Origin of the sequence: Pseudomonas sp. JV449 (assembly GCF_032424295.1) — a bacterium.
GTDB lineage: Bacteria > Pseudomonadota > Gammaproteobacteria > Pseudomonadales > Pseudomonadaceae > Aquipseudomonas > Aquipseudomonas marginalis.
Window position 1 is genome coordinate 192,897 of sequence record NZ_VYKD01000003.1, and the last position, 22,422, is coordinate 215,318.

A 22,422-nucleotide genomic window follows, 5' to 3' on the forward strand; every position below is an offset into this window, starting at 1 on the left:
ATGGCGCTGGCCAAACGCATCATCCCTTGCCTGGACGTCGACAACGGTCGCGTGGTCAAGGGCGTCAAGTTCGAGAACATCCGTGACGCCGGCGACCCGGTGGAAATCGCCCGTCGCTACGATGAGCAAGGTGCCGACGAAATTACCTTTCTCGACATCACCGCCAGCGTCGACGGCCGCGACACCACGTTGCATACCGTCGAGCGCATGGCCAGCCAGGTGTTTATCCCGCTGACCGTGGGCGGTGGCGTGCGCACCGTGCAGGACATCCGCAACCTGCTCAATGCCGGTGCGGACAAGGTCTCGATCAACACTGCTGCGGTGTTCAACCCGGAGTTCGTCGGCGAAGCCGCGCAGCACTTCGGCTCGCAATGCATCGTGGTCGCCATCGACGCCAAGAAAGTCTCCGGCCCTGGCGAAACCCCGCGCTGGGAGATCTTCACCCATGGCGGTCGCAAGCCGACCGGCCTGGACGCGGTGGAGTGGGCGATGAAGATGGAAGGCCTGGGCGCCGGGGAAATCCTGCTGACCAGCATGGACCAGGACGGCATGAAGAACGGCTTCGACCTGGGCGTGACCCGCGCCATCAGCGATGCGCTGGGTATTCCGGTGATCGCTTCCGGCGGCGTCGGTAACCTGCAACACCTGGCCGACGGCGTCATCGAAGGCCATGCCAGCGCGGTGCTGGCGGCGAGTATTTTTCACTTTGGTGAATACACCGTTCCCGAGGCCAAGGCCTACATGGCGGCGCGCGGTATCGTCGTTCGCTAAACGTTGCTGGACACCATGGCAGGCGCGCGGCACTCTCTGCGCTTGCCATGGATTCCGGTAGCCTTCATGTTCAAGACCCTGCTGCTTGCCCTCGCCAGCACCTCCATCTTCATGGTGAGTGCGGCCCACGCCGAAGAGCCGTCCGACGCCTCCCTGGTGTTGCTGACGGAAAATTTCCCGCCCTACAACATGGCCAAGAACGGCAAGAACTTCGCCAGGGACGAGAACATCGAAGGCATCGCCGTGGACATCGTGCGCGAAACCTTCAAGCGTGCCGGCATTTCCTACAATCTCACCCTGCGTTTTCCCTGGGAGCGAATCTATAAGCTCGCCCTGGAGAAACCCGGCTATGGCGTGTTTGTGATGGCGCGCCTGCCGGATCGTGAAGCGCTGTTCAAGTGGGTCGGCCCCATCGGCCCGGACGACTGGGTGCTGCTGGCCAAGGCCGACAGCAAGATCCAGCTCGACGACCTGGAGCATGCGCGCCGCTACAGGATCGGCGCCTATAAAGGCGATGCCATCGCCGAGACCCTGGAGAAGCAGGGCCTTAACCCGGTGGTGGTGTTGCGTGACCAGGACAACGCGCAAAAGCTCGTGGATGGCCAGATCGACCTGTGGGCCACCGGCGACCCGGCCGGGCGTTACCTGGCGCGCCAGGTCGGTGTGACCGGGCTCAAGACTGTGCTGCGGTTCAACAGTGCCCAGTTGTACCTGGCGCTGAACAAGGATGTGCCGGATGAGACGGTAGCCAGGCTGCAGGAAGCGTTGGATCAGTTGCGCTCTGAAGGGCGGGTGGAACAGATCATGGCGGACTATTTGTAGCGGTAGACGCCGTTCTTGCCGTGCCCCGGCATGGCTTGATTGCTGCGCACACTGATCATCAGCTTGATATCAATCCACTCGATGCCCTGGGCCTGGAGCTTGGGCAATTCGCGCTCGAGCACCGCCAGCGTCTGCGGATAGGGGTGGCCGATCATCACCGCCGAACCCTGTTTATGCGCCAGCTTGATCGCGGTTTGCAGCTGCGTGGCAATCGCCGCTTCGGTGCGCTCATCATCGAGGAATACATCCCGCGAGACATGGGCCAGGCCGATCTTCTGCGCCTCGGCGGCGGCCACGGTCTGTGCGCTGGTGCGGCTGTCGACGAAGAATTTGTTGCGCCGCTGCAGTTCCGCCATCAGCCAGGCCATGGCGGCCGGCTGGGCGGTCATGCGACTGCCCATATGGTTGTTGATGCCGGCGGTGTAGGGCACGGCCTTGAAGGCGGCGTCCAGGCGTTGGCCAAGTTCTTCCATGGAGAGTTCCGGGTGCCAGGCGAACGGGCCGGTGGCGGGGTCCATGGGCATGTGCAGGATCACGATCTTGCCGGCCTTGTGCGCTTCGCGGGCGAATTCGGCGGCGTGGGGCGTGTCGGGCATGATCGCCGTGGTCACCGGCCCAGGCAGGGCCAGCACGCGACGATCCCGGGGCAGGTTTTGCCCCAGGTCGTCGATGATGAGGGTCAGGTAGGCTTTGTGGGATTCGCCGGCAGGGGCCGCTTGGGCGACCCCTGCCAGGCTGCACAGCACAGCGATGATCAGGGCAACACGCATATCAACGGCTGCGCGTAATGCTCAGGCCCTTGAGCAGGCTCAGCGCCTGGGCCAGCTGGTAGTCATCGTCCTGCGGCATCGGCTTGGCTTTCTTGCTGCTGCCGGTTGGCTGGTCGGCACCGCCGTTGCCATTGCCCAGGTGACCTTGCAGGTCTGCTTCCTTGTAGTACTCGCTGTCGATTTCGTTGGTGATCTTGGCCTTGCGCACTTCGATGTCCGGCACGATGCCCTGGGCCTGGATCGAGCGGCCGTTCGGCGTGTAGTACAGCGCGGTGGTGATCTTCAGGGCGCGATCGTTGTTCAGCGGCAGCACGGTTTGTACCGAGCCTTTGCCGAAGCTGGTGGTGCCCATCAGCACGCCGCGCTTCTGGTCTTGCAGGGCGCCAGCGACGATTTCCGAGGCCGAGGCGCTGCCGCCGTTGATCAGCACGGCCAATGGCACGTTCTCGCTGAGATCGTTGCCGGTGGCCGAGAAGCGCAGCTCGGAGTTGGCGATACGGCCCTTGGTGTAGACGATCAGGCCCTTGGTGATGAAGTGGTCGACCACTTCCACCGCCGACTGCAGCACGCCGCCCGGGTTGTTGCGCAGGTCGAGCACGATGCCGCTGAGTTTCTTGCCGTTGTCCTTGCGCAGCTTAGCCAGGGCCTTGGCCACTTCGTCGCCGGTCTTGACCTGGAACTGGGTGATGCGGATGTAACCGTAGCCAGACTCCAGCAGCTGGCTCTTCACGCTCTTGACCACGATGGTCGCACGGGTGAGTGTCACGTCAAACGGGTTGCCGCCGTCGCGCACCAGGGTCAGGGTGATTTTCTGGCCGATCTTGCCGCGCATCTTGTCGACGGCTTCGGTCATGGTCTGGCCGCGGGTCGGCTGGCCGTTGATCTTGACGATAAAGTCACCGGCCTGGATGCCGGCCTTGGACGCCGGGGTGTCATCGATGGGCGAGACCACCTTGATATTGCCGTCTTCGGCGCCGACTTCAATGCCCAGGCCGCCGAACTCACCGCTGGTGCTTTCCTGCAGCTCGGCAAAATCTTCCGGACCCAGGTAGGCGGAGTGCGGATCAAGGTTGCTGAGCATGCCCTTGATGGCATTCTCCAGCAAGGTCTTGTCGTCTACAGGTTCGACATAGGCGGCCTTGATCCGGTCCATGACCTCGGCAAAGGTGCGCAGCTCGTCCAGCGGCAATGGCGCCTTGGTGGTCGCGGCCGTGGCGGCGGGTGCAGCCGGGGCGGCCTGGTCGGCAAAAGCCAGAGGCGCGCCGATGACCAGGGCGATCGTCAGGGCCAGCGAAGTGAGGCGGGACAAATGCAGCATGTCGAACGAACTCCTAATGTAGATGCGACCCTATCCTTGGGACCGGCACCATTGTGCGGGATCGCTCGGGCGACCCTGCTGACGAATAGCGAAGTACAGCGCCGGGGTGTCCTGGCCACCACTGTTACCGACAGTGGAGATAGATTCACCGGCTTTTACAACATCACCTGCCGACTTGAGTAACGTCTGATTGTGGCCATAAAGGCTTAAATAGCCATTACCGTGGTCGAGAATCACCAGCAAACCGGCGCCCCGCAGCCAATCGGCAAACACCACGCGCCCGCCATGTACGGCGTGGACCTGGCTGCCGGCAGAGGCGCTGATCATCACCCCGTCCCACTTGGCACGGGTGTCATCGCCCCGGGTTTCCCCAAAGCGTGCCAGCAGTCGACCATCAACCGGCCATGGAAGTTTGCCGCGGGCTGAAGCAAAAGGGCCGCCGAACGACTCGCCGGCACTGGAAACCAGCGGGCCAGGGGCGGCATGTACCGGTTTGCGCGGCCCCGGGGCATCGGTGGTGGCTGCCAGTTCGGCCTCACGCTGGCGCTTTTTTTCCGCTTCCTGCTGGGCGATCAGCGCTTTCTGTCGCGCCTCTTCGGCCTCGCGTGCCTGGCGTGCCAGGGTTTCTTCGATGGTCTTGAGCACTTTGGCCAGGTCGGCCTGGTCCTGCTCGCGGGCCTGCAGCTTGGCGTCGCGGGCCTTCACGTCGTCATTGAGCTTGGCCAGGGCCAGCTGGCGCTCCTTACGGACCTTGTCCAGCTCGTCGCGCTGGGCGTTGAGGCTGGCTTTCTGGTCCTCCAGCTGCGACTGCTGGTTGGCGATTTCCTGTTCGACGTTGGCCAACTGGCGCAGGGTCTCGTTGAAGCTTTTCAATTGCTCCAGGCGGGCCTTGCTCAGGTAGTCGTAGTAGGTCAGGGTGCGCGCGAATTTCTCCGGGTTCTGCTGGTTGAGCAGCAACTTGAGGTATTCCTGGCGGCCGCTCTGGTAGGCGGCGCGGGCCTGGATCGCGATCAAGCGTTGCTGTTCAACGCGTGCGCTCTGGAGTTTTTTTTTCTCAGCGTCGAGTCGCTCCAGTTCCGACTCGCTCTTCTTTAGTTCTTTTTGCAGCTCCTGGACCTGCTTCTCCAGCTTGCCCATTTCGGTTTCCGTGCCGCGCAGATCTTTCTGCACCCCGGATTTTTCTTCCTGGAGCTTGCCGAGCAGTTTTTTCAGCTCGGTAATGTCCTGACGCGTAGCGTCCAACTGTTGTTGAGTTTGTGCGCGCTCGTCGGCAAACGCCGGTTGGAGCAGGCAGACAAGAGCGAGGGTAATCAAGGCGCGAAGCATAGAGGCGGGCGACACCAGGGAAAGGGACGGCCTAGTATGCCCGCCAAGCGCTGCAAAAAAAACGTCCAATTCGGCCTGGAAGGCAAGATAGGTGCCGAGCGGCGGTGGTATGGCAAAAAGACATCTACCAAACTCCGCAGATCCCATGTGGGAAGGGACAAGCCCCTCCCACATGTTTGTTGAGATCAGACCAGAATTGAGGTCCCGGTCATCTCTTTGGGCTTCTCCAACCCCATCAGCATCAGCATGGTCGGTGCCACATCCGCCAGCACGCCGCCTTCACGCACTTTGAAGTCGCGCTTGCCGACGTAGATGAACGGCACCGGCTCGGTGGTGTGGGCGGTATGGGCCTGGCCGGTGGTTTCGTCGGACATCTGCTCGCAGTTGCCGTGGTCGGCGGTGATCAGCGCTTCGCCGCCGACTTTTTCCAGGGCCTCGACAATGCGGCCGACGCACAGGTCCAGGCATTCCACGGCCTTGGTCGCAGCTTCCAGATTGCCGCTGTGGCCGACCATGTCACCGTTGGCGTAGTTGACCACGATCACGTCGTAACGCTGGTGGTCAATGGCGTCGACGATCTTGTCGGTGACTTCCGGCGCGCTCATTTCCGGCTGCAGGTCGTAGGTGGCGACTTTCGGCGAAGGGATCAGGATGCGTTCTTCGCCTGGGAACGGTTCTTCACGGCCGCCGGAGAAGAAGAAGGTCACGTGGGCGTATTTTTCGGTTTCAGCGATACGCAGCTGGGTCTTGCCGTTCTTCGCCAGGTAGTCGCCCAGCACGTTGTCCAGGCTGCCGGCAGCAAAGGCAGCGGGGGCCGGGATGCTGGCGGCGTATTGGGTCAGGCCGACGTATTGGACTTTTGGCTGGCGCGCCCGCTCGAATTCCTTGAAACCGTCTTCGACAAACACACGGCTCAGCTCGCGGGCACGGTCGGCGCGGAAGTTCATGAACACCACGGCGTCGCCGTCTTCGACCTTGACCGGCTCGCCGATGGTGGTGGCCTTGACGAATTCATCGCTCTCGCCACGGGCGTAGGCAGCTTCCAGGCCTTCCTGGGCGGTGGCGGCGTGGAATTCGGCCTGGCCGTCGACGATCAGGTTGTAGGCCTGGGACACGCGGTCCCAACGGTTGTCGCGGTCCATGGCGAAGTAGCGGCCCACCAGGCTGGCGATGCGGCCCTTGCCCAGAGCGGCGAAGGTGGCGTCCAGCAGCTCGATGGAGGATTGCGCGCTTTTTGGCGGGGTGTCGCGGCCATCGAGGAAGGCGTGCAGGTAGATCTTGTCGGCGCCGCGCTTGAAGGCCAGCTCGGCCATTGCCACCAGATGGTCCTGGTGACTGTGAACGCCGCCGTCGGACAGCAGGCCCATGAAGTGTACGGCTTTGCCGGCGGCCACTGCTTTATCTACCGCTGCGCAGAGGGTCGGGTTCTCGAAGAACTCGCCATCGCGGATCGATTTGGTCACGCGAGTGAAGTCTTGATAGACCACTCGTCCGGCGCCGAGGTTCATGTGGCCGACTTCCGAGTTGCCCATCTGGCCGTCCGGCAGGCCCACGTCCATGCCCGAGCCGGAGATCAGGCCGTTGGGCACCGTCGCGGTCAGGCGGTCGAGTACGGGCTTCTTGGCCGCGTACACCGCGTTGTCGTGGTGGCTTTCACTGTGTCCGAAGCCATCGAGAATTATCAGGACCAAAGGTTTAGGCGTGGTAGTCATAGATCCTCTCGCGGCGGTAATAAAGGAAGGCAATTGAAAAGGGAGTGGCAGTTTAAAGCGAAGTTCCGACCACGTCACCGCTTTACGGGGGTTGGCCCCCCCTGACGGCTGTGTATACTTACCGCCATTTTAACGCCCTGGAACCTCCTTGATGGTTGATCACCTGATTGCATTTGCCACTGCCCACTATCTGCTCGTGGGTGCCTTCGTCATCCTGCTGGCGCTGCTGATCGCTCACGAATTGAGCCGTGGTGGCCGCAGCCTTAGCACGTCGGAGCTGACCGCGCTGGTCAACAAGGATGAGGCCATTGTGGTGGATATCCGCCCAGTCAAGGATTTCGCCGCCGGCCACATCGTCGGTGCCCTGAACATTCCTCAGGACAAGCTGATCGCGCGCCTGGCCGAGCTGGAAAAGCACAAGGCCAAGACCATCATCCTGGTCGACGCCCAGGGCCAGCACGCCGGTACCCACGCCCGCGAGATGCTCAAGACCGGTTTCACCGCCGCCAAGCTGTCCGGTGGCATCAGCAGCTGGCGCGCCGATAACCTGCCGCTGGTGAAGTGATATGAGCCAGGTCGTCGTATATTCCAGCGATTGGTGCCCTTACTGCATGCGGGCCAAGGCCCTGCTGGAGAAAAAGGGCGTTGCCTTCGAAGAGATCAAGGTCGATGGCAAACCCCAGGTGCGTGCCGAAATGGCCCAGAAGGCGGGGCGCACGTCAGTGCCGCAGATCTGGATCGGCGCCAAACACATCGGTGGTTGCGACGACCTGTTTGCCCTGGAGCGCGCCGGTAAACTCGATGCGCTGCTGCTCGTCTGACTCCTAACCCCTAAAAGACCCCAAGATCAAGAAGGATCTGCGATGACTGACCAACAGAACACCGAAGCAGCAGAAGCCCAAGGCCCACAATTTTCGCTGCAGCGTATCTATGTGCGTGACTTGTCGTTCGAAGCGCCGAAAAGCCCGGCTATCTTCCGCCAGGAATGGACCCCAAGCGTTGCCCTGGACCTGAACACCCGTCAAAAGGCACTGGAAGGCGATTTCCACGAAGTCGTGCTGACCTTGTCGGTCACCGTCAAGAATGGCGAAGAAGTGGCCTTCATCGCTGAAGTGCAACAGGCCGGTATCTTCCTGATCCAGGGCCTGGACGAAGCGTCCATGAGCCACACCCTGGGTGCGTTCTGCCCGAACATCCTGTTCCCGTATGCCCGCGAGACCCTGGACAGCCTGGTCACCCGTGGTTCGTTCCCGGCGTTGATGCTGGCTCCGGTGAACTTCGATGCCCTGTACGCTCAAGAGCTGCAGCGCATGCAACAGGAAGGCGCACCGACGGTTCAGTAATCTCGAACCCGACGCAGAACCCAATGTGGGAGGGGGCTTGCTCCCGATAGCGGTGGATCAGTCACGTAGATGTCGACTGACACTCCGCCATCGGGGGCAAGCCCCCTCCCACATTTGTTATGTGTGTTACTTGAAGCCGAGTTGGCGCCAGCCTTCGTAGACGGCAACGGCGACGGTGTTCGACAGGTTCAGGCTGCGGCAGCCTTCGCGCATCGGCAGGCGCAGGCGATGCCCGTCCGGCAGGGCGTCGAGTACGTCGGCCGGCAGGCCACGGCTTTCCGGGCCGAACAGGAAGGCGTCGCCTTCGGCGAAGCTGGCATCATGGAACGGTCGCGAACCCTTGGTGGTGAACGCGAACAGCCGTGGGTGGCCCAGGCTTTCCAGGCAGCTGGCCAGGTCGGCATGGCGCTGCAGGGTGGCATACTCGTGGTAGTCCAGGCCGGCACGGCGCAGGCGCTTGTCGTCCATGTCGAAGCCCAGGGGCTCGATCAAATGCAGGTGGCAGCCACTGTTGGCGCACAGCCTGATAACGTTGCCGGTATTCGGCGGAATTTCTGGTTGAAAAAGGATGACGTGAAACATGCACGGCTCCGAAGGCAAAGATGCGCTGCATTCTACCCCTGAAGAAGACCCAAGACCGAAGCTAATGCCGAGGGTCATGGGCTCATTGGCGATTGTCGGCCTGATGGTGGGCCTGATGATCGGCCGCCTGACCACCCCTGACCCGGTCGAGTTGCAGCAGATAGAGACGGCGGCGGACGGTGTGGTGGTGTGGTTCAACAGCGAACCCAAGCTGCACGGCGAGCACATCGACGGCACCGTGGCGCTGTTGTTCGATGCACAAGGCAAAGCCGCCAGCGGGCAGCTCAAGGTCAACGACAAGGATGTGAACTGGCGCGTGCGCAAGACCGATGCGGGCTTGCTGCTGAACCTGGTGGCGGCTCGGCCGTTGCGCGGGGAGTGGAAGGGCGAGGAGGTCGATGACCGCTGGCGGCTGGAGATCCATCTCCAAGAGCAATAAAAGAGGGAGTTCCCGGCCTGCCTGTACCAGGGCTCCCAAAACGGGGTGAAGCCAGAGGCTTCGGTGTTAAAGAGGGAATCCCCGGCCTGCCTGTACCGAGGTTCCCGAAAGCGGTGTGGAGCGCGACGCGGTTCGCATCAAGCACCCCGGGTGTAAAGAGGGGATTCTCGGCCTGCCTGTACCAAGGTCCCCGAAACTGGGTTGTACTGGGGTTATTGCAGGGCGCGTGCCAGAGTGGCTGAGTTGTGCCAAAAAATTTCTCCAGAAAGCGCAAAGCCCCGGAATACGGGGCTTTGGTGTTTTCGGGGTTCAGCATTTTTTTAACAAGAGGCTTGCCTCGGGCTTGGAACGTGTGCGCGATGCTAGAACAGGGTGCATTGAAGCGGTGCACGGTTCTGAGTCCGTGTGGAGGTCCAAATGTGAGAGGGGGCTTGCTCCCGATGGCGGAGTGTCAGTCGATATCTATCTGACTGATCCACCGCTATCGGGAGCAAGCCCCCTCCCACATTAGACCTCGGTAGATTGGAGATCAGGCGTCGTCGCCCTCATCGTCATCACCACCATCGACCTTCATGCCCAGCTCCTTGATCTTGCGCGTCAGGGTATTGCGACCCCAACCCAGCAACACGGCGGCATCGCGACGGCGGCCGGCGGTGTGCTTGAGGGCGGTTTCGATCATGATCCGCTCGAAGGCCGGTACGGCGCTGTCCAGCAGGTTCGACTGGCCGCGTGCCAGGGCCTGGTCGGCCCATTGGCGCAGCGCCTGTTCCCAGTTGGTCACCGGTGCCGAATCCTGCGGCAGGCTCAACAGCTCCGGCGGCAGGTCGCCGATATGCACTTCGCGGCCGGACGCCATCACGGTGATCCAGCGGCAGGTGTTCTCCAGCTGGCGCACGTTGCCGGGCCATGGCAGGTTCTTCAGGTATTCCTCGGTCTCGCTTTTCAGCAGCTTCGGCTCGACGGCCAGCTCCTGGGCGGCGCGGCTGAGGAAGTGGCGGGCGAGGGTCGGGATATCTTCGCGGCGGTCCGACATACGTGGGATGTGGATGCGGATCACGTTGAGACGGTGGAACAAGTCTTCACGGAACTTGCCGGCGTGCACCAGGGTTTCCAGGTTCTGGTGAGTCGCGGCGATGATGCGCACATCGACCTTGACCGGTGTGTGCCCGCCCACGCGGTAGAACTCGCCGTCCGCCAGTACGCGCAGCAGGCGGGTCTGGGTGTCGGCCGGCATGTCGCCGATTTCATCGAGGAACAGCGTGCCGCCGTCCGCCTGTTCGAAGCGGCCGCGACGCAGGTTGGCGGCGCCGGTGAACGCGCCTTTCTCATGGCCGAACAGCTCGGACTCCATCAGATCCTTGGGGATCGCCGCCATGTTCAGCGCGATAAACGGCGAGGCCGCCCGCGGGCTGTGGCGGTGCAGGGCGTGGGCCACCAACTCTTTACCGGTACCCGACTCGCCGTTGATCAGCACGGTGATGTTGGAATGGCTCAAGCGCCCGATGGCGCGAAACACTTCCTGCATCGCCGGCGCTTCACCGATGATTTCCGGGGTGCGGGTCAGGGTCGGCGGGGCTTCCTGGTTCTGCTGTTCCTGGGCGTGCTGGTTGGCGCGCTTGACCAGCGCCACGGCCTCGTCCACATCAAATGGCTTGGGCAGGTACTCGAAGGCGCCGCCCTGATAGGACGCGACAGCGCTGTCCAGGTCGGAGTGCGCAGTCATGATGATCACCGGCAGGCGCGGGTGCTGCTCGCGAATCCGCGCCAGCAGGTCCAGGCCACTGGCGCCGGGCATGCGGATGTCGGAGATGATCACGTCGGGCTGCTGGCGCGCCAGGCGGCTCATCACCCCGTCGGCGCTGTCGAAGCTCTGGGTGGTCATGCCTTCCTGTTGCAAGGCTTTCTCGAGGACCCAGCGGATAGAACGGTCGTCATCGACGATCCACACAGTTTCACTACGGCTCATGTCGATGGGGCTCCTTGTTCCAGAGGCAGAAAGATCGAGAACGTGGTGTGGCCGGGATGGCTTTCACATTCGATCAGACCCTGGTGCTGGCTGATGATGTTCTGGGTAATGGCCAGGCCCAGCCCGGTACCGTCCGGGCGGCCGCTGACCATGGGAAAGAAGATGGTTTCCTGAAGTTCCGCAGGAATGCCTGGGCCGTTGTCGATGATCTCGACCTTGGTCACCAGGCGATGGCGCACGTGGCCGATGGTGAACTGGCGCAGGGCACGGGTGCGCAGGCTGATGCGGCCAAGGCGCAGCTCGTTCTGGCTGCTGATGGCCTGCATGGCGTTGCGCACGATGTTGAGCACCGCCTGGATCATCTGCTCGCGGTCGATCAACACGTCGGGAATGCTCGGGTCGTAGTCGCGCACCAAGGTGATGCAGCCCTGGCTTTCGGCTTCTACCAACTGACAGACGCGCTCAAGTACTTCGTGCACGTTGGTCATCGCCAGCGACGGCAGCTTGTTGGAGCCGAGCATGCGGTCCACCAGGTTACGCAGGCGGTCAGCCTCTTCGATGATGACGTTGGTGTAGTCCTTGAGGTGCTCGTCCGGCAGCTCGCGGGCCAGCAACTGCGCCGCGCCGCGAATGCCGCCCAGCGGGTTCTTGATCTCATGGGCCAGGCCGCGCACCAGCATCTTGCTGGTCTCCTGCTTGGACAGCTGGGCTTCTTCCTTGGTGATGCGCAACAGGCGGTCGCGGGGGTGCACTTCGAGCAGCAGCAGGGTCGCGCCGTTGCTCAGGATCGGGGTGACGGCGTAGTCGACGGTCAGCGTCTGGCCGGTCAGTGCCGTGAGCATCGCTTCACGCTTGGTGAACGGATGTGCCTGCTCCACCGCCTGGCGCAATGAACTCAAGGCTTCGGCCGACTCGGTGAACAATTCGCTGATGAACTGCCCATGGCTGCGCTGGCCGCTGATGGCCAGGAGCATCTCCGCCGCCGGGTTCATGTACTCAAGGCGCAGGTCGTCATTGAGCAGGATGGTCGCGGTAGTCAGATTGTCGAGTAACAAACGGTGCAGTGCATCGCTGATGGTCATCGGGACCTCTTTTGGAGCAAGGCGCGGGCTTGAGGCACGCGCTGATACAAGGAAAATGCAAAAACCAAACCAAGGCTCCGAAAAGAAGCGTTAATCCCCTGAAATAGGGGTTTAAGGCGCGAAACTGTGGCGTTCTGCCAGCTTGGCCGGGAAGTTTCGAACCAAAATGGGGTGAGTCAGTGGGAAGGGTGCAGGTCGTCGCACCAATATAGTGCGGTTTTGTGAGGTTTGTTCAGGAAGTGATGAGAGAGGGCTCTCGGCGGCTGTGCGAGAGCGATCTCAGTGGTGGGGCTTTATCAGTGTGGCTGGGAGAGTGGCATGCCCGCGCTGCCGGCGTAAAAGACCAGCAGTTCCACCGGTGTGCTCCCGGTTCTGCCGCGATGGACTGTGCCTACCATCTCGGCCAGGGTTTGCCCTTGTGTCAGGGTGAGGGCTTGCCCACCTTTACGGGCTTCAACGATCAACTCGCCCGAGAGGATATACGCTGCGTTCGGCATGGGGTGGCTGTGCCAGGGTAACTGCGTATTCGCGGGGATCTTGAGTCGCAACAGCGTGAGTTCCGGCGGGCCGGAGGGATAAGCCTTGTAAGGTGTTCCGTCCCATGAAGCGCTGCTCTGCAGCAGGATTTCCTTTTCGATTTGCACGACGACTTTCGGCTGGCTGCTGCAGCCTAGGGCAGACAAGCAGGCCGCTGTTGCGATCAAGCATTTGAGGGCTTCCATGGTTGGTTTCATCCCGTTCGCTGAGTGGCCGGTCAGGCTACGATCGCTGTTCGGGGAGGGATGCCGGAAGGTGCCTAAAATAATGTGGGTGTCATCCGTTATTGGCCTGTGCGAATACACAGCTCGGCCGTGGCGCGGATCATCGCCAGTTGCCGCAGCGGGTCGTTCAGCGGCTCATGCACCGCTTCGGCCAGCCAGTGAGGGCACTGCGGGTCGGTACGTTGGGGGGTGAAGTCCGCCAGTTGTTGCAGCAGGCGTGTTTGCAATTGATCCAGCTGCGGGCGAATCTGCTTCACCAGGTCCGGGCGCGGATCGTCGGGTGCCTTGCCCTGGAACTGCCAATCGGACAGGTGGGTGTACTGCACCAGCTTGTTTGCCTCGATCTGGGCCGAGAAGAATTGCTCGGCGGCGGCGGGTGCCAGTTTGTAGCCCGGTGCCTGGCCAATGACGCTGGCGATCACCTCTTGCTCGCGCTTCTTATCCTCTACAGGTTTTTTGCTGTCCCATTTGCTCAAGGCCACCTGGTCGGCGATCTCCAGGCGCTCGGCGATGCTGTTGAGTAAAGGCTCAAGCGTAGGTGGCGCAGCCAATGCACTGGCGCTGATAAAGAACAAAGTGAACGCAAGTCGATGTTTCAAAGGAAATCCCCCTGTAGGAGCGAGCTTGCTCGCGAAGGTCGTTAACGATAACGCGTAAATGTTGAAGAAATGCGGTGCCCTGGCGTTTTTCGCGAGCAAGCTCGCTCCTACAGTGGTCGCGTAGGGCTCAAGCCAACCCCAAATCCACCGCCCTCCGTCTTCGATGGTCAGCCATATGCTCGACCGCCGAGCAGCCACCTGACAATCCCCAGGCAAAAAAAGACCTCCCGAAGGAGGTCTTTTCGCATCACGCCACCTTAAGCAGCGCTACCGGATCAGCAGCTGTAGTACAGCTCGTATTCCAGTGGGTGTACGAAGGTGCGTACTTTGATTTCTTCTTCGCTTTTCAGCTCGATGTAGGCATCGATGAAGTCGTCGCTGAATACGCCGCCTTTGGTCAGGAACGCACGGCCCTTGTCCAGCTCTTCCAGGGCTTCTTTCAGGCTGCCGCACACTTGTGGGATCTCTTTGGCCTCTTCAGGCGGCAGGTCGTACAAGTTTTTGTCGGCGGCGTCGCCAGGGTGGATCTTGTTCTGGATACCGTCCAGGCCGGCCATGACCAGGGCAGCGAAGGCCAGGTATGGGTTGGCTGCTGGATCCGGGAAGCGAGCTTCGATACGGCGAGCGCGCGGGCTGGATACGTAAGGAATACGGATCGAGGCGGAACGGTTGCGAGCCGAGTAGGCCAGCATGACCGGTGCTTCGAAACCTGGGACCAGACGCTTGTAGGAGTTGGTCGACGGGTTGGTGAAGCCGTTCAGGGCCTTACCGTGCTTGATGATGCCGCCGATGAAGTACAGGGCGGTGTCGGACAGGCCGGCATAACCTTCGCCAGCGAAGGTGTTCTTGCCTTCTTTGGCGATGGACAGGTGAACGTGCATACCCGAACCGTTATCGCCGTACAGTGGCTTAGGCATGAAGGTAGCGGTACGGCCGTAGGCATCAGCCACGTTGTGTACGCAGTACTTCAGGGTCTGGACTTCGTCAGCCTTGGCGACCAGGGTGTTGAACTTCACACCGATTTCGTTCTGGCCGGCAGTCGCCACTTCGTGGTGGTGAACTTCGATGACCAGGCCCATTTCTTCCATGGCGTTGCACATGGAGGTACGGATTTCGTGGTCGTGGTCGAACGGCGGAACCGGGAAGTAGCCACCTTTGATGCCTGGACGGTGGCCTTTGTTGCCGCCTTCCACGTCCTGGTCGGACATCCACGAACCTTGTTCGGAGAAGATCTTGAACATCGAACCGGAGATGTCGGACTTGAACTTGACCGAATCAAAGATGAAGAATTCCGGCTCCGGGCCTACGAATACGGTGTCGCCGATACCGGTGGACTTCAGGTATTCCTCGGCACGCTTGGCGATCGCACGTGGGTCGCGGTCGTAGCCTTGCATGGTCGAAGGCTCGATCACGTCGCAGACGATGATCAGGGTTGGGTCTTCGGTGAACGGGTCGAGGACGGCAGTGCTGTCGTCCGGCATCAGGATCATGTCGGAGGCTTCGATGCCTTTCCAGCCAGCGATGGAGGAGCCGTCGAACATTTTGCCTTCTTCGAAGAAAGCATCATCCAGCGCGTCGCGAGCCGGCATGGTCACGTGGTGCTGAGTGCCTTTGGTGTCCGTGAAGCGCAGATCAATCCATTTAACGTCATGATCTTTGATGAGTTGAACCGACTTCGACATAGTGTCCTCCGGGTGGCTTCGGGCTGGGGTAGTGGAGTTAGCCCTTAGAATGTGGGTGATGCCGGCGCGGATAGTCCGCCATGGCAACCTGCCTCACAAGAGAGCAAATTGCATGCCAGTGCGCCAACATGGGTTTTTTGCTCCAAAAACGCCCTATAAAGGGTACATAGCGACAAAAGCCTGAAATACGAGCACCGAAATGTGGCGCAAGGCGATGCAAATGCACCTCTTTAGTGCGAGTCGAGTGTTGTGCATATTAACTGGTTAAACCTTGAGCGATTTCCGCTATAATCCGCGCCCCCCTTTTTCGGCAGGCCCTGCGCGCGCTGTTTCCATGAAATTAATCGTTAAAGTCTTCCCCGAGATCACCATCAAGAGCCGACCGGTACGGATGCGTTTCATCCGTCAGTTGGCCAAGAACATCCGTGCCGTGCTCCGCGATCTGGACCCGGCTGTGGTGGTGAACGGTGTGTGGGACAACCTCGAGCTGGAAACCCGCCTGACCGACGTCAAAGCCTTGAAGGACATGACCGAGCGCCTGAGCTGCATGCCGGGTATCGCGCATTTCCTGCAGGTGGATGAGTACCCGCTGGGGGACTTCGACGACATCACCGAAAAATGCAAACGGCACTTCGGCGACAGCCTTGAAGGCAAGATTTTTTCGGTGCGGTGCAAGCGTGCCGGCAAGCACCCGTTCAGCTCCATGGACGTCGAGAAATACGTCGGCAGCAAGCTGCGTCGCGAGTGCGGCGCCGCCGGAATTTCCCTCAAGGCGCCGCAAATTGAAGTGCGCATGGAAATTCGCGACCAACGGTTGTTTGTGATTCACAGCCAGCACGACAGCATCGGCGGCTACCCGCTGGGCGCCCTGGAACAGACCCTGGTCCTCATGTCCGGCGGTTTCGATTCCACGGTGGCGGCCTACCAGATCATGCGCCGCGGCCTGATGAGCCACTTCTGCTTCTTTAACCTGGGCGGGCGTGCACACGAATTGGGCGTGATGGAGGTTGCGCACTTTATCTGGAAGAAGTACGGCAGCTCCCAGCGCGTGCTATTTGTGAGCGTACCGTTCGAGGAAGTGCTGGGCGAAATTCTCGGTAAAGTCGATAACAGTCATATGGGCGTAGTTTTGAAGCGTATGATGTTGCGCGCTGCGTCCCGAATCGCCGATCAGTTGCAGATCGACGCGCTGGTGACCGGTGAAGCGATTTCCCAGGTTTCCAGTCAGACGCTGCCGAACCTGTCACTGATCGATTGCGTGACTGAAAAGCTGGTACTGCGTCCGCTGATCGCCAGCCACAAGCAGGACATCATCGACTTGGCAGAAGAAATCGGCACCGCCGACTTTGCCAAGCACATGCCTGAATATTGCGGGGTCATTTCGGTGAACCCCAAGACCCACGCCAAGCGCAACCGCGTGGAGTACGAAGAACAACAGTTTGATATGGCGGTTCTGGAGCGTGCGCTCGAGAACGCCAAGCTGGTCCCGATCGATCGTGTTATCGACGAACTGGGCCAGGATGTGCAGATCGAAGAAGTCAGCGAAGCCCTGGCCGGACAAATCGTCATCGACATCCGTCACCCGGATGCCGCTGAAGATGAGCCGCTGGAAGTCGCCGGCATCGACGTACAAACGCTGCCGTTCTATGCATTGAACGCGCGTTTCAAGGAACTGGATAACAGCCGTCAGTACCTGTTGTATTGCGACAAAGGCGTGATGAGTCGCCTGCATGCCCACCATTTGCTCAGTGAGGGGCATGCCAATGTGCGCGTTTATCGACCGAGCTAAGAGCCCGGGGCTGTTTGCCTGTGGCCTGCGTCACCGGCCCCCCGACTCTGCCGTCAAGCTGTAACGGCAAGGCCTGACTCTACTGTTAATCGCTGCCACGACCTGTCAGCACACCGAATCCTCTGATCGAGATACACAAGTGATCGAAAATCTACGTAACATCGCCATCATTGCCCACGTTGACCATGGTAAAACCACCCTGGTAGACAAACTCCTGCGTCAATCCGGCACCCTGGAGCGCAACGAGCTCAACGACGAGCGCGTGATGGACTCCAACGACCAGGAAAAAGAGCGCGGTATTACCATCCTGGCAAAAAACACCGCTATCAACTGGAACGGCTACCACATCAACATCGTGGATACCCCGGGCCACGCCGACTTCGGCGGCGAAGTAGAACGCGTAATGTCGATGGTTGACTCCGTTCTGCTGCTGGTTGACGCTCAAGACGGCCCTATGCCGCAAACCCGTTTCGTGACCAAGAAGGCTTTCGAAGCCGGCCTGCGTCCGATCGTGTGCATCAACAAGGTTGACCGTCCAGGCGCGCGTCCGGACTGGGTTCTGGACCAGATCTTCGACCTGTTCGACAACCTGGGTGCCACCGAAGAACAGCTGGACTTCAAAGTCGTCTACGCCTCGGCCCTGAACGGCATTGCCGGTCTGGAACACACCGACATGGCTGAAGACATGACCCCGCTGTACCAGTCGATCGTCGACAACGTACCGGCGCCTAAAGTTGACCGTGATGGTCCGTTCCAGATGCAAATCTCGGCACTGGACTACAACAGCTTCCTGGGTGTTATCGGCGTTGGCCGTATCGCTCGTGGTAGCGTCAAGCCGAACACCCCGGTTGTTGCTATCGGCGCCGACGGCAAGAAGCGTAACGGTCGTATCCTGAAGCTGATGGGTCACCACGGTCTGCACCGTATCGACGTTGAAGAAGCTTTCGCTGGCGACATCGTCTGCGTGAGCGGCATGGACTCCCTGTTCATCTCCGACACCCTGTGCCAGCCGGACAACGTTGAGGCGATGAAGCCTCTGACCGTCGACGAGCCAACCGTTTCCATGACCTTCCAGGTAAACGACTCGCCTTTCTGCGGTAAAGAAGGCAAGTTCGTGACTTCCCGTAACATCAAGGAACGTCTGGACAAAGAGCTGCTGTACAACGTTGCACTGCGCGTTGAAGAAGGCGACTCGGCTGACAAGTTCAAGGTTTCCGGCCGTGGTGAGCTGCACCTCTCGGTACTGATCGAAACCATGCGTCGCGAAGGCTTCGAAATGGGCGTTGGTCGTCCAGAAGTGATCATCCGTCAGGTTGACGGCGTGAAGCAGGAACCGTTCGAAAACGTCACCATCGACACCCCGGAAGAATCCCAGGGCAAGGTCATGGAAGAGATGGGTCTGCGTAAAGGCGACCTGACCAACATGGTGCCGGATGGCAAAGGCCGTGTGCGTCTGGAATACAACATTCCTGCTCGTGGTCTGATCGGTTTCCGTAACCAGTTCCTGACCCTGACCAACGGTGCTGGCATCCTGACCTCGATCTTCGATCGCTACGACACCATGAAGTCCGGCGACATGTCCGGCCGTCAGAACGGTGTTCTGGTATCGGTAGAAACCGGCAAGGCCCTGACCTACTCCCTGGAAACCCTCCAGGCGCGTGGCAAGCTGTTCGTTGAGCACGGTCAAGAGATCTACAACGGTCAGATCGTTGGTCTGAACAGCCGTGACAACGACATGGGCGTCAACCCAACCAAAGGCAAGAAGCTCGACAACATGCGTGCTTCGGGCAAAGACGAAACCATCGCCCTGGTCCCACCTGTTCGCTTCACCCTGGAACAGGCCCTGGAATTCATCCAGGACGACGAGCTGTGCGAAGTCACGCCTAAGTCGATCCGCCTGCGTAAGAAGATCCTGGACGAAGGCGAGCGTACCCGCGCTGCCAAGAAAGCCAAGAACTGAGTTAACTCAGGCTGAATGAAAAACGCCCCCGGTCGAAAGGCCGGGGGCGTTTTTTTATGCCTGCAATTTGTGTTGTGCGGGCTCTTGTAGTGAGCGGGCTTGCCCCGCGCTGGGTGGCGAAGCCACCCCAAATCCAGGAACCTGAGTTTTATCTGGAAAAATGCAGAGACCGGGTTAGGGCCGCTTCGCAGCCCAGCGCGGGGCAAGCCCGCTCACCACAACAAGCCCGCTAACTACAAGGTTGTGATCAGAACTTGTCGAGGGTCTTGAACTTGGTCTCGCGCACCACTTCCTTCGGCTTGTACGCGCAATACCCCGGGCGCGGCCCGATCTTCGGGTGGTTGCGGCAAGTATCCGGGCGCTTGTCATAAATAGTGCAGAAGCGCGTCTTACGATCCAGGTACAGGCAGTCGTTGTTGCTCATGCGCTGCAGGGTAAAAATCTCGGATTTGTTGTTGTAGCGCTCGACGATGCCTTCCTTCTGCAACCGCTTGGCGATGTTCTTCGGCGGGTCGCCGCGCTCGAATTCATCGACGATGCCAATGCGGATCAGGTCCTTGATCTTCACCTCAACCGGCAGCGTGCAGCAGCTGGACACGCAGCCGCCGCACATATGGGCGGAATATTTCTGCCAAGTCTCGAGACGGTCGAGTTCCGCGGCGGCGATCAGTTGAGGCTTCATCGGGGTTCCAAAAGGTGGGGCTGTATCCGGGCGCGCGATCATACCGGGATTGGTGGTTTTTTGAACAATATTTTGCGTATTTCAGCTCAAAGGCTGGACATGGGCCGATCGGGCACGACCCCTGCATCAAATGCCTGTAAAGGTGAATGAGTTAAAAAACTGCCGAACCAGAGCGTCTACCGTCTGTCAGACCGACTAGGCTCTAGCAACTCTTTCAATCTCGCCCGAGGTCACACCGATGTCTCAGGAACCGCTTGCACGAGAAGCAGAGGTAGCCGCATTCCGCGATGCTGTCTTGACCAAACTCACCTACGCGGTGGGCAAAGACCCGGACCATGCCTTCGACCATGACTGGTTCGAAGCCATTGCCCTGGCCGCCCGCGACCAGATGGTCGACCACTGGATGGATCACACGCGGCGTATCTACCGCAAAGGCCAGAAGCGGGTTTATTACCTCTCCCTGGAATTCCTTATCGGCCGCCTGCTCTACGACAGCCTGAGCAACCTCGGCGTGCTGGAGATCGCTCGCGAAGCCTTGTCCGAGCTGGGTGTGGACCTCGAACGCATTCGCCTGCTGGAGCCCGACGCGGCGCTTGGCAACGGCGGCCTCGGCCGTCTGGCCGCGTGCTTTATGGAAAGCATGTCGACCTTGGGCATCGCCGGCCATGGTTATGGCATTCGTTATGAGCACGGCTTGTTCCGCCAGGCGATTGTCGATGGCTGGCAGCAGGAACAGACCGAACGCTGGCTGGATTTCGGCAACCCGTGGGAATTCGAGCGGGCCGAGGTGATTTACCCGATTGGCTTTGGCGGCAGCGTCGAGACCCTGCCGGATGCCTCCGGCAAGCTGATCCAGGTGTGGACGCCCAACGAAACCGTGCGTGCCGTTGCCTACGACACCCCGGTGGTCGGCTGGCGCGGCGCCAGCGTGAATACCTTGCGCCTGTGGCGTGCCCGTGCGGTGGAAGACCTGCACCTGGAGCGCTTCAACGCCGGTGACCACCTGGGCGCCGTCGCCGAAGTGGCCCGCGCCGAGAGCATCTCCCGAGTGCTTTACCCGGCGGACAGCACCGAAGCGGGGCAGGAACTGCGCCTGCGCCAGGAATACTTCTTCGTCGCCGCCTCCTTGCAAGACCTGTTGCGCCGCCACAAAAACATGCACGGCTCGGTCCTGAGCCTGGGCGAACACGCGGCGATCCAACTCAACGACACCCACCCCTCGATCGCCGTGGCTGAGTTGATGCGCCAGTTGGTCGACCTGCACGACATTCCGTGGGAAGCCGCGTGGGATGTGACCGTCGAAACCCTGTCGTACACCAACCACACCCTGTTGCCCGAAGCCCTGGAAACCTGGCCGGTCGGCCTGATGGAGCGCATGCTGCCCCGGCACATGCAGATCATCTACCTGATCAACGCCCAGCACATCGATGCGCTGCGCGCCAAGGGCATCCATGACTTCGACGTGCTGCGCGCTGTGTCCCTGATCGAAGAAGACAACGGCCGCCGTGTGCGCATGGGCAATCTGGCGTTCCTCGGCTCCCACAGCGTCAACGGCGTGTCCGGCCTGCACACCCAACTGATGCGCAGCACGGTGTTCTCCGAACTGCACAAGCTCTACCCGGAGCGCATCAACAACAAGACCAACGGCATTACCTTCCGCCGCTGGCTGTACCAGGCCAACCCCAAGCTCACCGATATGCTGGTGGAAGCCTTGGGCCCGGACATTCTCGACAACATCGAAACCCGCCTGGGCGAGCTGGAAACCTTCGCCGAGAAACAGACCTTCCGCAAAGCCTTTGCCGACCAGCGCCTGCACAGCAAGCGTGCGCTGGCCGAGATCATCCATGAGCGCCTGGGCATTTCGGTGAACCCGGCGGCGATGTTCGACGTGCAGGTCAAGCGTATCCACGAATACAAGCGCCAACTGCTGAACCTGCTGCACACCGTGGCGCTGTACCAGGCGATCCGTGCCGAGCCGGGCACCGACTGGGTGCCACGGGTGAAGATCTTCGCGGGCAAGGCGGCGGCCAGCTATCACCAGGCCAAGTTGATCATCAAGCTGACCAACGACATCGCGCGCACCGTCAACAACGACCCGACCGTACGTGGGCTGCTCAAGGTGGTGTTCCTGCCCAACTACAACGTCAGCCTGGCGGAAAGCATCATCCCGGCGGCGGACTTGTCGGAGCAGATCTCCACCGCCGGCTTTGAAGCCTCGGGCACCAGCAACATGAAGTTCGGCCTCAACGGCGCGCTGACCATCGGCACCATGGACGGCGCCAACGTGGAGATGCACGAGCGCGTGGGCGCCGATCACATGTTTATCTTCGGTCTCAGCGCACAGCAGGTCGAGGCACGTAAACACGCCGGGGAATTCAACGCCGGGCCCGATATTGCGGCGTCCCATCGTCTGAACGATGTGCTGCAAGCGATTCGGGGCGGGGTGTTCTCGCCGGACGATCCGGGCCGCTATGTGGGCTTGATCGACGGGTTGATCGACTACGACCGCTTCCTGGTCTGCGCCGACTTCGATTCCTACTGGGACGCCCAGGCGCGGGTCGAAGCGCATTGGCATGATTCCAAGGCGTGGTGGCGTTCGGCGGTGCTCAATACCGCACGGATGGGCTGGTTCTCGTCGGACCGGACGATCCGCGAGTACGCTACGGAAATCTGGAAAGCCCTCGACTAGATCTACTGTAGGAGCGAGCTTGCTCGCGAAAAACGCCAACGATAACGCGTGCTTTCTGATTTAACGCGGTATCTTTGCGTTCTTCGCGAGCAAGCTCGCTCCTACAGCACGGTTTGTTTAGGGAATATC

At 60.7% G+C, this 22,422-nt stretch carries 20 protein-coding genes; 9 read left to right on the forward strand and 11 right to left on the reverse strand.

The window, feature by feature from the left end; genetic code table 11:
• On the forward strand, positions 1–771 hold the full coding sequence (gene hisF, locus F6S08_RS02320; protein ID WP_003171107.1) for an imidazole glycerol phosphate synthase subunit HisF: 771 nt from the start codon (positions 1–3) through the stop codon (positions 769–771).
• 66 nt (positions 772–837) lie between these two features.
• Positions 838–1,593: an ABC transporter substrate-binding protein gene (locus F6S08_RS02325; RefSeq protein WP_315871232.1), complete on the forward strand. Its 756-nt coding sequence runs from the start codon at positions 838–840 to the stop codon at positions 1,591–1,593.
• On the opposite strand, the gene F6S08_RS02330 is transcribed toward F6S08_RS02325, so the two are convergent.
• The 4 genes from F6S08_RS02330 to gpmI form a co-directional block, all read right to left on the reverse strand.
• Complete coding sequence (locus F6S08_RS02330; protein WP_315871233.1) at positions 1,584–2,363, reverse strand: divergent polysaccharide deacetylase family protein; 780 nt, start codon at positions 2,361–2,363, stop codon at positions 1,584–1,586. The genes F6S08_RS02325 and F6S08_RS02330 overlap by 10 nt on opposite strands.
• A 1-nt stretch (position 2,364) precedes the next feature.
• On the reverse strand, positions 2,365–3,681 hold the full coding sequence (locus F6S08_RS02335; protein ID WP_027605074.1) for a S41 family peptidase: 1,317 nt from the start codon (positions 3,679–3,681) through the stop codon (positions 2,365–2,367).
• Between the two features lie 30 nt (positions 3,682–3,711).
• Complete coding sequence (locus F6S08_RS02340; protein WP_315871234.1) at positions 3,712–5,007, reverse strand: murein hydrolase activator EnvC; 1,296 nt, start codon at positions 5,005–5,007, stop codon at positions 3,712–3,714.
• Between the two features lie 185 nt (positions 5,008–5,192).
• On the reverse strand, positions 5,193–6,719 hold the full coding sequence (gene gpmI, locus F6S08_RS02345; protein WP_065925751.1) for a 2,3-bisphosphoglycerate-independent phosphoglycerate mutase: 1,527 nt from the start codon (positions 6,717–6,719) through the stop codon (positions 5,193–5,195).
• Positions 6,720–6,870: 151 nt separating this feature from the next.
• On the opposite strand from gpmI, the gene F6S08_RS02350 reads away from it, so the two are divergent.
• Genes F6S08_RS02350 through secB form a run of 3 tightly spaced genes read left to right on the forward strand, consistent with a single transcriptional unit; the run spans position 6,871 to position 8,062 of the window.
• The gene (locus tag F6S08_RS02350; protein ID WP_065925750.1) at positions 6,871–7,284 is read left to right on the forward strand and encodes a rhodanese-like domain-containing protein; all 414 of its coding nucleotides are present in this window, start codon (positions 6,871–6,873) and stop codon (positions 7,282–7,284) included.
• A 1-nt stretch (position 7,285) separates the two neighbouring features.
• Positions 7,286–7,540 (forward strand): glutaredoxin 3, encoded by a 255-nt coding sequence (gene grxC, locus F6S08_RS02355; protein ID WP_010213876.1) that lies wholly within the window; start codon positions 7,286–7,288, stop codon positions 7,538–7,540.
• Between the two features lie 42 nt (positions 7,541–7,582).
• Entirely contained in the window at positions 7,583–8,062 is a 480-nt protein-coding gene (secB, locus tag F6S08_RS02360; protein ID WP_014716520.1) for a protein-export chaperone SecB, read from the forward strand.
• Positions 8,063–8,188: 126 nt separating this feature from the next.
• Here the strand turns inward: secB and F6S08_RS02365 are convergent, their stop codons facing one another.
• Positions 8,189–8,644: a tRNA (cytidine(34)-2'-O)-methyltransferase gene (locus tag F6S08_RS02365; protein ID WP_046070509.1), complete on the reverse strand. Its 456-nt coding sequence runs from the start codon at positions 8,642–8,644 to the stop codon at positions 8,189–8,191.
• Here F6S08_RS02365 and F6S08_RS02370 point away from each other — a divergent pair.
• Positions 8,643–9,083, forward strand: a complete 441-nt coding sequence (locus F6S08_RS02370; protein WP_053140400.1) for a hypothetical protein — start codon at positions 8,643–8,645, stop codon at positions 9,081–9,083. The two genes, F6S08_RS02365 and F6S08_RS02370, sit on opposite strands and share 2 nt — an antisense overlap.
• Positions 9,084–9,612: 529 nt before the next feature.
• Here the strand turns inward: F6S08_RS02370 and ntrC are convergent.
• From ntrC to glnA, 5 genes are all read right to left on the reverse strand, one after another.
• Positions 9,613–11,049 (reverse strand): nitrogen regulation protein NR(I), encoded by a 1,437-nt coding sequence (ntrC, locus tag F6S08_RS02375; protein ID WP_027605069.1) that lies wholly within the window; start codon positions 11,047–11,049, stop codon positions 9,613–9,615.
• Positions 11,046–12,131 (reverse strand): nitrogen regulation protein NR(II), encoded by a 1,086-nt coding sequence (glnL, locus tag F6S08_RS02380; RefSeq protein WP_024072896.1) that lies wholly within the window; start codon positions 12,129–12,131, stop codon positions 11,046–11,048. Before glnL ends, ntrC begins: the two co-directional genes overlap by 4 nt.
• A 296-nt stretch (positions 12,132–12,427) precedes the next feature.
• Complete coding sequence (locus tag F6S08_RS02385) at positions 12,428–12,853, reverse strand: cupin domain-containing protein (RefSeq protein ID WP_065925749.1); 426 nt, start codon at positions 12,851–12,853, stop codon at positions 12,428–12,430.
• 98 nt (positions 12,854–12,951) lie between these two features.
• A complete protein-coding gene (locus tag F6S08_RS02390; RefSeq protein ID WP_315871235.1) occupies positions 12,952–13,491 on the reverse strand; it encodes a chorismate mutase in 540 nt (179 codons plus the stop codon).
• 275 nt (positions 13,492–13,766) lie between these two features.
• Positions 13,767–15,173, reverse strand: a complete 1,407-nt coding sequence (glnA, locus tag F6S08_RS02395) for a glutamate--ammonia ligase (protein ID WP_024072899.1) — start codon at positions 15,171–15,173, stop codon at positions 13,767–13,769.
• A gap of 334 nt (positions 15,174–15,507) precedes the next feature.
• On the opposite strand from glnA, the gene thiI reads away from it, so the two are divergent.
• Both thiI and typA read left to right on the forward strand, forming a co-directional pair.
• Positions 15,508–16,962, forward strand: coding sequence for a tRNA uracil 4-sulfurtransferase ThiI (gene thiI, locus F6S08_RS02400; RefSeq protein ID WP_065925747.1), 1,455 nt, complete (start codon positions 15,508–15,510; stop codon positions 16,960–16,962).
• Between the two features lie 139 nt (positions 16,963–17,101).
• Positions 17,102–18,922, forward strand: a complete 1,821-nt coding sequence (gene typA / locus F6S08_RS02405) for a translational GTPase TypA (protein WP_032890153.1) — start codon at positions 17,102–17,104, stop codon at positions 18,920–18,922.
• 247 nt (positions 18,923–19,169) lie between these two features.
• On the opposite strand, the gene F6S08_RS02410 is transcribed toward typA, so the two are convergent.
• Positions 19,170–19,604, reverse strand: coding sequence for a YkgJ family cysteine cluster protein (locus F6S08_RS02410; protein WP_024072902.1), 435 nt, complete (start codon positions 19,602–19,604; stop codon positions 19,170–19,172).
• 238 nt (positions 19,605–19,842) lie between these two features.
• Between F6S08_RS02410 and F6S08_RS02415 the strand changes: the two genes are divergently transcribed.
• Positions 19,843–22,293, forward strand: coding sequence for a glycogen/starch/alpha-glucan phosphorylase (locus F6S08_RS02415; RefSeq protein WP_065925746.1), 2,451 nt, complete (start codon positions 19,843–19,845; stop codon positions 22,291–22,293).
• Positions 22,294–22,422 lie beyond the last annotated feature (129 nt).